Raw genomic sequence first — 10,519 nt, 5'->3', positions numbered from 1 at the left:
GCTCCTTGATCTTCATCTTGAGACCGGCCTGATCGAGGCGACGGGATTGGTAGCGCTGGGTCGATCGGTTGATCGGAAATGCGCCGCAGGCCCTCCGTTCGCTCACCTGGTAGTTCGCCCGCAGATAGCCAACGATCTCCCGAGCTCGATCAGGCCTTACATTTTTCGGCGGATGACGTCCTGCAGCATCTCTTTGTCGAGACTGAGGTTTGCCACGAGCCGCTTGAGCCGGACATTCTCCTCCTCGAGCTGCTTCAGCCGCTTCGTCTCCGACGGCATCAGTCCGCCATATTTGCTCCGCCATCGATAGTAGGTCTGAACCGATATGCCGGCTTTGCGGCACACCTCCTCGACGGTCGTACCATCCTCGGCCTGCTTGAGAATGAACGCGATCTGGTGCATGCTGTGATCCGCACGCCCCACATTCAGGACCGCGACGGAGTCCCAATGGTGCTACGCGAAATCATCGCGCGCTTTTGGTATCTGCGGCACGTCTTCGCAAATGGCGGCTATGCTGGCGACAAACTCAGGAAGGCTCTGCGGCGAATGGCGAAATGGACCATCGAAATCATCAAACGGTCAGATACCGCCAAAGGCTTCGAGGTGCTGCCCGGCCGCTGGGTGGTCGAACGGACGTTGGCATGGCTCAACCGAAACCGATGCCTAGCAGAGGACTTCGAGAAAACCATCGCTTCGGCAAAGGCTTGGGTCTTCATCCCGCCCGTTCAAATCGTCATCCGACGTATCGCAAGACTATGAAATCAATCCGCATGATGACGAACCAGGCACTTATGGTAAATCTTCATAAAAATCTGTACCGCGCGATCAGCGATTTGGTCGGCTAGAATGTTGTTTGCGTGTCGCAACTCCAGTATCAACCTTCGATTGAATCCTGAGGTGCAAAGATCAAGTAACAGCATAGCCGCGTCATCCGGATCTTCGTCGTATAAAGAATTAGCTAAAAATAAGGAAACTTGATCTCGAAAATACAAAAATGTATTAGAGTAGAAAATATTTCCTAACTTGGGAATGCGCCGATTGTTGATAATTATAATTCGCTCGATTTCGATGGTGTCATCTCGCATCAAGAAATGGCAAAATCTTTTCGAAGATAAATTCAACATACTGGTTATACTACTACATTCGGAAATATCGAGATCAAGAAAATTTCTAAATAACTGAACTTTCAATTCAATAGCGGCAACAGCAATGTCTTCCTTGTGATCAAAATATTGCCAAAGAGTGCTCTTCGACCCGCCCAATATACTAGAAATATCAGACATAGTGACATTATCGTAGCCACTCTCTAAAAATGCATTCATCGCAACGTTTACGATATTTTTGCGACGCGCACTTTTTTCAGTTCTCTCTTTGAACTGATTGATAGGACATTTTTTTGCCGCATAAATCCTACATGGCTTCGGATCATCGAAAAAAATGGTGCTCGATAATGTCAGTGACAGATTAAGGAAATTAAGGAAAATTAATCTCTTGATAAGAATATGATTATATTATACTAATTCTAGATATTATTCTTGCCGCTAAGCTTTCTCTAAGTGGCTGTCCTCGCTTAATTTTTCTCCACGTATTATAGCTTATCCCAAGCTCTTTCTGTAACATTGAATCCGTTCTTCCAGTTGAAAAGCGTATAATTTTATCCGCGATATCTTTTGGCAATTTCACCATCTTACATTGTGAACTCATATCGAAATCTTCCGAAGATTACTGCTAAAGCTATAATATAGATCGGTATTTCTCTGGAATATTTAGCTATATTGCATAACTTTTCATATCGGGTAGACAAGATATCGCGGGAGTACTGACGTATCCAATTCGGCACGGCGGGACAGAAACTTGGCCCGACCATCGCCCGAAAGCCGAACCATATCGAGATAGCGACCTGCGGCAAGAATTTGAGTGACCCCGGTATCCATCGGCGTCATGAAAACCGAAAAGTTGGACATGGCCTCTGCTGTGCTGGCATCGACCTGCCGATGGCTGACCCGCTGAACGAAATGGCGAGTGCGGTAGTCCTGAAAGGTCCCTGCCCAGATCTCTGTGACATAAGTGACGCGATCTTCCAGTCGCGCCCTACAATCGTCGAACATGAAGCCGAGTTCGAGGTTATGTTCTGTGTTCTCGGCCGCACGGCAGTAATAAGATGCCTGTTCTTCCTCGGCATAGTTAGTGAGCCAGCCTGTCATGTCTTTGCTGTCGAGCGCGTTGGCGTCCGCCAGCAGCAGGCGGTCAAGAGCGCATTCCAGTTTGGTGGGCGAAAGCATCATGCTTGTGCCCTTTCGAATCCCATCACCGAGCGGTAATATTCCCAGCGCGGAAGGTTACCGCTTTCATCGTTCTGCGAAAACTCGGACTCGAGCTTGGCAGGATCACGCACGCCTTTCTGGAAGATCGCATTGCCAGGCGTGTGGCTGCCGATGTGGATCCGGTGGAAGATCGAAGCGTCTTCCATGCTAATTAAACCGCATGGACCCAGTAAATTGGAGCTTTGCCGTAACCGGTGGCGAAGCATGTCCGCATCGTCGTTCTGGTGGGCGAAATAGGCGTAGTGGACCTCGGTCGTTTCGGCATCGATTGGGGTCGCGAAGCGCAGGTTTATGACGTCGAGATGTTTGGTTGAAACGAAAGTCGGGAACAACTGGACGATGCGTGACCCGACTGATGGATCCTGCCCTTTGAAGGCAATCAGATCCTTATCTTTTAGAACGCTGGGACCGCTCGCCACGGAGAGTGCCGACTCGAAACAGACATGGCCGCGTTTCGTGGCGGTATACTGCCGCCCTTTGCCGCCCTGCCAATTGAGCATCTTGAATGCCGCGTGGAGCAGCGGGGCATGGTAGCCGTCGTTGTCGTTGTAACCCTTCCAGTTGCTGTCATAGCGAACCTTCTGATAGCCCAGCAGTTTAAGGCGACCGTCGCCCGCCATCAGTTCGCGCAGGGTTTCTCCTGCTTCGCCGAGAAACTGGTCAAGGGGTTCTGTCTCAGCCGAGAACGTCACGAATATCAGGCCGTAGAACAGATCGAAGCGCGGCTGCCCCAAGGGGTAGTCCGCCTTGTCGAAACCGGGTACGAATTCGCGCGGGTTGGGACATCCAACAAGCTCGCCCTTGGCACTGAACAGCCAACGGTGATAGGGGCATTCGAACTCGGTTTTGTTACCCATTACCGCAGTTTCGAGCTGGTTGCTGCGATGCGAGCAGGCATTGTAAAACACGCGAACCTCGCCCCCTTCATCCCGCGAGATCAACAGCGGGATTCCTGCGAGGCGGATCGTCCGGAAATCGCCTGGGTTGGGCAACTCGCTTTCGTGCGCAACCGGATGCCATTCCGGGCCGTGAAATATCCGCTTGATCTCTTCCAAGTAGAGATCCGATCGCGTAAAGGCCGCCTTGGGAACTTCGTTATAATTCTTCGGCCAGGTCAAGGTCGCGTCAGCCATCCTCTTGCTCCCGCATTTCCAGTGATCGTTTATCTGACCGTCTTCAACGCTCTGTTTCGAGCGCTTTGCCCAGTTCGGCCCACATCCGGCCCGAATTACGCGCGCCTTCGAGATAGCTTTCGGGACATAAGTGATAGGGTGGACGGCAAGGTCCGGCGTTCATCCATCCACCGGCGGTCATCCGCGCCTTTTCCAGCGGAATGTTGTAGGTGGAGAATTCCTTGAAGCTGCCATTGGGAAACAGCGTTGCTGCCGTGGGCGCGAGCCGCCCCATGAAGGTCTTGGCCTTGCTCCAGTCGCCGGTGGCGCGGGCCTGTGCGACGAGATCGCGCAATGTCGTACTGACGAGAGGATGGCAGACCGCGCCGCTTGTCCAGAAGGCATCGACCGAATCGTCCATCCGCGCCGCGCCATAGTAATCGAAGTCGATCGGCAGCAGCTTGATCCGCCCCTTGATTGCGGCCAGATCGGGCAGCAGTGTGCCAACACCGATATACTTGGCAGTAACAACTTGGGGGATTTCGGCGACCTGACCCCAGAAATGGCGCGGGAAATCGAACTTGAATGCTTCGGGATTGGCATAGATTGCAATATTGATATCGGGCACCGCCTCAGCGACATCCTTGTAGAACTGGACCGCGACATCGACGCTCGGCGCGCACCACATCGGTACGCCCAGCATCGTCCCGGTCGCGCCGATATCGACTGCCTCGCGGGTCAGCGCGATGGTGTCGCGGGTGTTGATACAGGTTGTGCCGACAAACACCGGAACCCGGCCCGCTGCGGCATCTACGATAGTCTTCATAAAGACGAGCTTTTCGTCAAGCGTCATGGTCGCGGCCTCGCCCAGCGTTCCCATACTCAGGATGCCGTCGACTCCGGCCTCGATCAGGCCGTTGACCATGCGGGCTGCTTCGTCGACATTAACCGTATCAGTGGCGCGCCAATCGGTAGCACCTTCCTTGGCGGGCGTCGGCACGATCGCCCAGGCACCCTTTATATCAGCAGCAGTCAGCAGTTCACGCGCCACGCAACATCTCCCAAAGATTTTCAATCATTAGCCAATATGTAACGCATTGCCCACGGGCTTGGCAAGGGAGGAATGCGGATTTATGAAGCCGAATGTGACTAGGATTGCACCCTTCCGGCCGGACGGGTGCGGGTTTGGAGAAATCAGAGATGACAGACGCAAACGTAAGATTTGCAGGCAAGATCGCGATTGTCACGGGAGCAGCCCAGGGCATCGGCTTTGCTACGGCCCAGCGCCTAGGGCGAGAAGGCGCCACAGTCGTCGTTGCCGATCGTGCAGAACAGGCGACACTGGATGCGGTTGCGCGACTTATGGCCGAATCTGTCGACGCTCACCCCGCCATCCACGACCTCGAGCAACAGGCTGGAGCCGCTGCCCTGTACAACGCTGTAAGCGATAAATTCGGGCGGATCGACGTGGCCGTCCATAATGTCGGTGGCACGATCTGGGCCAAGCCTTATTGGGAATACACCACCGAAGAAATCGTCGCCGAAATTAATCGCTCGTTGTGGCCGACGCTGTGGTGTTGCCATGCAGTGCTGCCCCACATGCGCGCGGCGGGTCGCGGCGCGATCGTCAACATCGGCTCGGTGGCAACGCGCGGGGTCAATCGCGTGCCCTACGCGGCTGCGAAAGGTGGCGTGGCGGCGCTGACCGCTGCGTTGTCGCTGGAACTGGAGGATTGTGGCATCAGGGTAAATTGCGTGGCTCCTGGCGGGGTCAACGTGACCCGTGTCACCCCGCGTAATACCGCTCCGCATTCCGACGCGGACCGCAAGGGCTTTGGCGAGGTGATGGAGCAGACCTTGCGCGATACCCCGCTGGGTCGCTTCGGCGAGCCCGAGGAACTGGCCGCCGCGATCTGCTTTCTAGCCGCCGACGAGGCGTCCTACATCACCGGCCAAACCCTCTACGTCGCAGGTGGCGGGATCGGCTGATCCCGCCCGCCTTACGAGCCTAACCAGCCTGCTTGAGGATATCGCGGAGCGACACATCGGCATCGGCCAGCTGCGCGGCCTGGGCATTGGCTCGGCGCTCGATCAGCCGTTTGCCGATGCCCATGTCTGGGGCGCGGTTGACAGTCAGGATGCCCTCGATCATCTCGCCTGACTGGAAGAATGCGGTAAACTGGTTGCTTGCCATGTCTCCACGCAGGGTTACCTCGGCTTGCACCGGGATATGGCCGCAGAACTGGATATTGAGATCGAACTGGTCGCTCCAGTACCACACCGGCTTGCAGTAATCGACGCCCTGCCCGAGCACGGCGAGCGCCGCGGCCTGAGCCTGATCGGCAGCATTCTGGTAGGTTTCCTGGCGGATATGGCCGCCGAAGAAGCTCTCCTGTTCGGCCACGTCGCCGGCGGCAAAGACATTCTCATTGCTGGAGCGGCACCGCCGATCGACGATGATGCCGTTATTGGTGACGATGCCTGCGTCCCGGGCTAGGCTGATTTCCGGCACTATCCCGACCCCGACTACCACGGCATCGCAATCCACCAGTGATCCGTCATCGAGTTCGACCTGCGTCACCCGCCCGTCAAGCACCTTCATCGCGTTCACGCCGCGTCCGAAGCGGGTGTCGACGCCGCGCTGGCGATGTTCCTCGCCCAGCCATTGCCCGAACTGCGGCCCGAGCGCGCGAATCATAGGCGCGGCAAGCGGTTCGATCGCGGTCACTCGGCACCCCAGCTTGACCGCGCTGGCCGCGACTTCAGCCCCGATCACACCCATGCCGATGATGACGATCCGGGCGCCGTCCCTGAGGTCCGTCGCCATCCGGGTGGCATCGTCCCGGGTGCGCAGGTAATGCACGTTGGCGGCGTCGGCACCCTCCATGTTGAGCTTGCGGGCGGAACCACCGGTGGTCAGCAGGATGCGGTCGGCTTGGACCAGGTCTCCGCCCGTCAGGCGCACAGCGCTCGCCGCCAGGTCGAGCGCTTCGGCACGCGTGCCAAGCCGCATTTCGATGCGGTTGGCGGCGTACCAGGCCTCGTCATGAAGGAAGAAATTGTCCGGTACATTGGCCGGATCCCACAACACCTCCTTGGACAGGGGCGGGCGCTCGTAGGGCCGCCACGGTTCTTCGCCGATAAGGGTGATCCGGCCATCGAAGCCAGCCTGGCGCAAGGACTCCACCGCGCGGCCACCCGCAAGATTTGCTCCGACCACGGCTACCGATTTCATGCGATTCTCCCAACTTTGCGTGCTTTCCCGGTCTTATTGCCGGAAGGCGCACCTCCCTATAGACCTTCTTTGCACAATATGCAATGCGTTGCGAGAGTTAACGCGCGCTAGGCGGATTCCTGGATTTCCATTTTTTCAAGACGCAAGGCGAGCTGCCGACGGGTAAAGCCTAAGGTGCGCGCCGCGCGAGCAACGTTGCCCCCACTTGCATCAAGGGCCTCGCGGATCACCAGCCCTTCCATTTCCAGCAGGCTTCCGCCCTCATCGACGATCAGATCCAGCATCTGGCGCACCAAGTTGGCGCGACTACCAACATTGTCAACGGCGCTGATCCTGCCATCGTTGGTCATGCACATCGCCGGCTTCAATTCGAGGCCGTCGGTTTCCAAGAACAGGTGTCTGACGTCGATCGCTCGTCCGTCGTCCGCCAACAGCACGGCGCGTTCCACCATTCGCTCAAGTTCGCGCACATTGCCCGGGAAATCGTAAGCCAACAGCGCGTTAATCGCCCGCGGAGTGAAGCCCGATACTGTTCGGCCATGGCGCAGGGCATAACGCAGACGGAAGTGTTCCAGCAGCACCGGAATGTCCTCGCGGCGCTGGCGCAGCGGCGGCACCCGGACCGGTAAAGTCGATATCCGGTAGAACAAGTCGGCACGAAACGTGCCTTCCCGCACCGCCTCGTTAAGTTCCACATTCGATGCTGCGATCAATCGGACATCCACCTTGATCGTCCGCGTATCGCCGACCCGCTCGAACTCACCTTCCTGGACAGCGCGCAGAATCTTCGATTGTGCAAGTGGCGACAGTGTCGATATCTCGTCCAGGAACAGCGTGCCGCCATTGGCCAGCTCGAACCGACCGGGCCGGGCGGCAACCGCGCCAGTATAGGCCCCCTTGGCCACGCCGAACAGCTCCGATTCGATCAGCCCCTCAGGGATCGCCGCGCAGTTGAGCGCGATGAACGGCTCCGCCTCGCGCGTGCTCAGCCGATGAGCGAGCTTGGCCAGCACTTCCTTGCCGACCCCGGTCTCGCCCATTAACAGCAGCGTCGCATTGCTCGCTGCGGTGCGTTCGATCATGGTCTTGGCTGAGAGGAACGCTGCCGATATCCCAATCACCGTTTGGCCCGCATCATGCCACGTTTCGGACAGGACCAGCGGCGTCGCGGCCAATTCGAGGTCGTCCAACTGATCCCATTCGGGTTTTGGTTTGGCGTGAAGTACGCAGGCAGCATCGCCTCGCCCCGCACATTCCACTTCGCGCGTGATGATCGGTTGTCCCGCGAAGGTTGTGGCAAAGCCGCTTGCAAAGCCGGTCTGCATCCAGCACACCGGATCGGTGCTGTGCCCCATCGCGTTGAGATGGATCGCCGCCTCCATCGAATCGTGGACCGTGAACCGGCCTTCGAAATGCCCCGCGAGGGATCGTTTTCAAGAGTTTCGATCTGGGTCCAGCCGAACCCGGTCAAGGCGTGTGCCTGCGGTCCGACCGCGAATGCTTCGAGATAATCACCATCCGGGCGCAATTTCTTCGCGCCGATCGCGCACCGTGCGCCTTCGGCAAAACCGACACCCCAGAAGAACCGGCTGGCCGCTTCTAGCCCCAATTCGGCCACCAGGCGGCTGCGCCAGCTGGCCAGGGCCGCTTGGCTGAGCAGTACGCAGCGTTCACCGTCATGCCAGATCCGGCCCATTTCCGGTGAGAACAGCAGCTTGCTGGCAAGGTCGGCGTATCCTGGGAGCGTCTCCATCCGGTCAGCTTATCAGATTCGTAACTTCCGGCCCAGACTTAAGCCTCGACATTTACATATACGTCGATCTGCACGGTGCCTCGCCGTGGGATTGACCAACCGGACTGCGGTAAATCGGCCCGAAAACGATATTGGCACGATTCGTGCTTATAACTGTCCCGACAAGAAAAATCGATGGCGGCTTTAGCCATGCTGTTGGGAGAGGATCAAATGAACGACAACATTGCCGATCTGGTTGATTCACGCACCGGGCGCCAATCGCGCTCGATCTACGCGAGCGAAGACATCTATCGGCAGGAACTTGAGCGGATCTTCGGGCGCTGCTGGCTGTTCCTGGTCCACACCAGCCAGATTCCGAAGCCGGGCGACTATTTCCGCACCTTCATGGGCGAAGACGATGTGATCGTGATCCGCCAGAAGGACGGGTCGATCAAGGCGTTCCTTAACAGCTGCACCCACCGCGGGAACCGGATCTGCCGCGCCGATCGCGGCAATGCGCGCGCCTTCACCTGCAACTATCACGGCTGGTCTTTTTCCCCGGACGGCGCGCTCGCCGGGGTGCCGCTGGAAAGCGAGGCCTATTTCGGCGAACTCGACCGCACCAAGTTCGGCCTGATCCCGGTGACGAAAGTGGCCGAGTACAAGGGCCTGGTGTTCGGCTGCTGGGATGCCAATTCGCCCAGCCTCGATGACTATCTGGGCGATGCCAAGTTTTTCCTCGATGTCTGGCTGGATGCCATGCCGGGCGGATCGGCACTGCTCGGCGAGACGCAGAAGATGGTGCTGGGCACCAACTGGAAGCTGCCAGTCGAGAACGTCTGCGGCGATGGCTATCACCTGGGCTGGGCACATGCCGGCGCGATGGCAGCAGTCCAGTCGATGGACCTCACCGGGCTCAGCGTCGGCAATTCCGGGGTCGATCTCGATGGCGGGCTGTCGGTCGCCGGCATGAACGGGCACATGGTCTTGAGCGCGCTCGACGGCGTTTCCGGCTACGCCTTCTATCCTGATCCCAAGCCGATCCTCGAATACCTAGAGGCCAACCGCCAGACGGTGATCGACCGTCTGGGCGAAGTGCGCGGCAGGCAGGTGTGGGGTGCGCAGGTCAACATAACCATTTTCCCCAACCTGCAACTGCTGCCCGGGCTCAACTGGTTCCGGGTCTATCATCCAAAGGGTCCCACCCAGATCGAACAGTGGACCTGGGCCATGGCCGAAAACGACATGCCCGAGGCGGTGAAAGCGCAGATTCTCGAAAACCAGTGCCTGACCTTCGGCTTGGCGGGCCTTTTCGACAACGACGATGGCGACAATCTGACCGCCTGCACCGAACAGTCGCGCGGCTGGCGCACGGCGCAGATGGATGTCTACACCAACATGGCGCTGGGCCGCTCGGGCAAGCGCGAGGGCTTCCCCGGCGATATCGCCTCCGGCTTGGTAAGCGAACACAACCAGCGCTATTTCTACCGCCGCTGGCAAGAGCACATGATGGCGGAAACCTGGGCCGAAGTGCCCACGTACAACATTAACTCGCTGACCGACGAGGAGGCCGAGCATGCTTGACCGACCGCTTGCCCCTCCCCCGGTGGAGGTGATCGTTGCAGTTACCCAGGCACTCCACCGCGAAGCCCGGCTGCTCGACAACGAAGATCTCGACGGCTGGCTGGCCATGCTTGGCAAAGACGTCAGCTATCGCCTGGAACTGAAGAGCCGAAGGTTCCGCGCTGACCGTTCGCCGCCTTTTCCACTTGGCCCAGGGGTAATCTTCAACGAGGATCTGGGTAGGCTGAAAATGCGGGTGGATCGCCTGAAATCCGGCTTCGTCTGGGCCGAAGATCCGCCCAACTACATCCGCCGCGCTGTCTCCAACGTCGAGGTGCTGGCCACCCGGGCCGATAACGAGGTGCGGGTCCATTCGGTGCTGGGGATGCACCGCAATCGGATCGATGGCACCACCCGCCTGCTCACCGCCGGACGCACTGACCTCTGGCGCAGCGAAGGCAGCGCTTGGCTGCTGGCCGCGCGCGAAATCGTGCTGGACCATTCCGTGCTGCCGGACAGCAACCTCAACGCCTTTTTCTGAACAAGCCTGACG

At 58.2% G+C, this 10,519-nt stretch carries 9 protein-coding genes and 3 pseudogenes; 4 read left to right on the top strand and 8 right to left on the bottom strand.

Annotation, left to right across the window (positions count from 1 at the left end; all coding sequences use genetic code 11):
* A pseudogene (locus tag YP76_RS28890) lies at window positions 1-402 on the bottom strand (transposase); the annotation flags it as partial.
* Between YP76_RS28890 and YP76_RS23705 the strand changes: the two are divergent.
* A pseudogene (locus YP76_RS23705) lies at window positions 385-759 on the top strand (transposase); the annotation flags it as partial. The pseudogenes YP76_RS28890 and YP76_RS23705 overlap by 18 nt on opposite strands.
* A gap of 2 nt (window positions 760-761) precedes the next feature.
* Here the strand turns inward: YP76_RS23705 and YP76_RS23700 are convergent.
* The 4 genes from YP76_RS23700 to YP76_RS23685 all read right to left on the bottom strand — a co-directional run bounded on the left by YP76_RS23700 (window position 762) and on the right by YP76_RS23685 (window position 4,487).
* Entirely contained in the window at window positions 762-1,337 is a 576-nt protein-coding gene (locus YP76_RS23700; RefSeq protein ID WP_269748663.1) for a TetR/AcrR family transcriptional regulator, read from the bottom strand.
* 450 nt (window positions 1,338-1,787) lie between these two features.
* A complete protein-coding gene (locus tag YP76_RS23695; protein ID WP_024020827.1) occupies window positions 1,788-2,285 on the bottom strand; it encodes an aromatic-ring-hydroxylating dioxygenase subunit beta in 498 nt (165 codons plus the stop codon).
* Window positions 2,282-3,457 (bottom strand): aromatic ring-hydroxylating oxygenase subunit alpha, encoded by a 1,176-nt coding sequence (locus YP76_RS23690; protein ID WP_008829815.1) that lies wholly within the window; start codon window positions 3,455-3,457, stop codon window positions 2,282-2,284. Before YP76_RS23690 ends, YP76_RS23695 begins: the two co-directional genes overlap by 4 nt.
* A gap of 43 nt (window positions 3,458-3,500) precedes the next feature.
* A complete protein-coding gene (locus YP76_RS23685; protein WP_008829814.1) occupies window positions 3,501-4,487 on the bottom strand; it encodes a dihydrodipicolinate synthase family protein in 987 nt (328 codons plus the stop codon).
* 149 nt (window positions 4,488-4,636) lie between these two features.
* Here YP76_RS23685 and YP76_RS23680 point away from each other — a divergent pair, with 149 nt between their 5' ends.
* Window positions 4,637-5,425, top strand: coding sequence for a 1,6-dihydroxycyclohexa-2,4-diene-1-carboxylate dehydrogenase (locus YP76_RS23680; RefSeq protein WP_024020828.1), 789 nt, complete (start codon window positions 4,637-4,639; stop codon window positions 5,423-5,425).
* 19 nt (window positions 5,426-5,444) lie between these two features.
* Here YP76_RS23680 and YP76_RS23675 read toward each other — a convergent pair whose 3' ends face one another.
* From YP76_RS23675 to YP76_RS28885, 3 genes and pseudogenes are all read right to left on the bottom strand, one after another.
* On the bottom strand, window positions 5,445-6,671 hold the full coding sequence (locus YP76_RS23675; RefSeq protein WP_008829811.1) for an NAD(P)/FAD-dependent oxidoreductase: 1,227 nt from the start codon (window positions 6,669-6,671) through the stop codon (window positions 5,445-5,447).
* Window positions 6,672-6,778: 107 nt separating this feature from the next.
* Window positions 6,779-8,053 (bottom strand): sigma 54-interacting transcriptional regulator, encoded by a 1,275-nt coding sequence (locus YP76_RS23670; RefSeq protein WP_232307702.1) that lies wholly within the window; start codon window positions 8,051-8,053, stop codon window positions 6,779-6,781.
* Between the two features lie 104 nt (window positions 8,054-8,157).
* Window positions 8,158-8,367: pseudogene (locus tag YP76_RS28885) on the bottom strand (XylR N-terminal domain-containing protein); the annotation flags it as partial.
* A gap of 267 nt (window positions 8,368-8,634) precedes the next feature.
* On the opposite strand from YP76_RS28885, the gene YP76_RS23665 reads away from it, so the two are divergent.
* Together YP76_RS23665 and YP76_RS23660 are read left to right on the top strand one after the other, a co-directional pair.
* A complete protein-coding gene (locus tag YP76_RS23665) occupies window positions 8,635-9,987 on the top strand; it encodes an aromatic ring-hydroxylating dioxygenase subunit alpha (protein WP_008831827.1) in 1,353 nt (450 codons plus the stop codon).
* Window positions 9,980-10,507, top strand: a complete 528-nt coding sequence (locus YP76_RS23660) for an aromatic-ring-hydroxylating dioxygenase subunit beta (protein WP_024020830.1) — start codon at window positions 9,980-9,982, stop codon at window positions 10,505-10,507. Before YP76_RS23665 ends, YP76_RS23660 begins: the two co-directional genes overlap by 8 nt.
* The last annotated feature ends 12 nt before the right edge of the window (window positions 10,508-10,519 follow it).

The organism is Sphingobium chungbukense, assembly GCF_001005725.1.
GTDB classification, from domain to species: domain Bacteria; phylum Pseudomonadota; class Alphaproteobacteria; order Sphingomonadales; family Sphingomonadaceae; genus Sphingobium; species Sphingobium chungbukense.
Note: the sequence above shows the minus strand (reverse complement) of the source record. Positions and strands in the feature narration are given on the sequence as shown.

Excerpts from the sequence above, each read along its gene's own strand:
- YP76_RS23695 (WP_024020827.1), bottom strand. The coding sequence starts at position 2,285 with ATGATGCTTTCGCCCACCAAACTGGAATGCGCTCTTGACCGCCTGCTG.
- YP76_RS23690 (WP_008829815.1), bottom strand. The coding sequence starts at position 3,457 with ATGGCTGACGCGACCTTGACCTGGCCGAAGAATTATAACGAAGTTCCC.
- YP76_RS23680 (WP_024020828.1), top strand. The coding sequence starts at position 4,637 with ATGACAGACGCAAACGTAAGATTTGCAGGCAAGATCGCGATTGTCACG.
- YP76_RS23675 (WP_008829811.1), bottom strand. The coding sequence starts at position 6,671 with ATGAAATCGGTAGCCGTGGTCGGAGCAAATCTTGCGGGTGGCCGCGCG.
- YP76_RS23670 (WP_232307702.1), bottom strand. The coding sequence starts at position 8,053 with ATGGAGGCGGCGATCCATCTCAACGCGATGGGGCACAGCACCGATCCG.
- YP76_RS23665 (WP_008831827.1), top strand. The coding sequence starts at position 8,635 with ATGAACGACAACATTGCCGATCTGGTTGATTCACGCACCGGGCGCCAA.
- YP76_RS23660 (WP_024020830.1), top strand. The coding sequence starts at position 9,980 with ATGCTTGACCGACCGCTTGCCCCTCCCCCGGTGGAGGTGATCGTTGCA.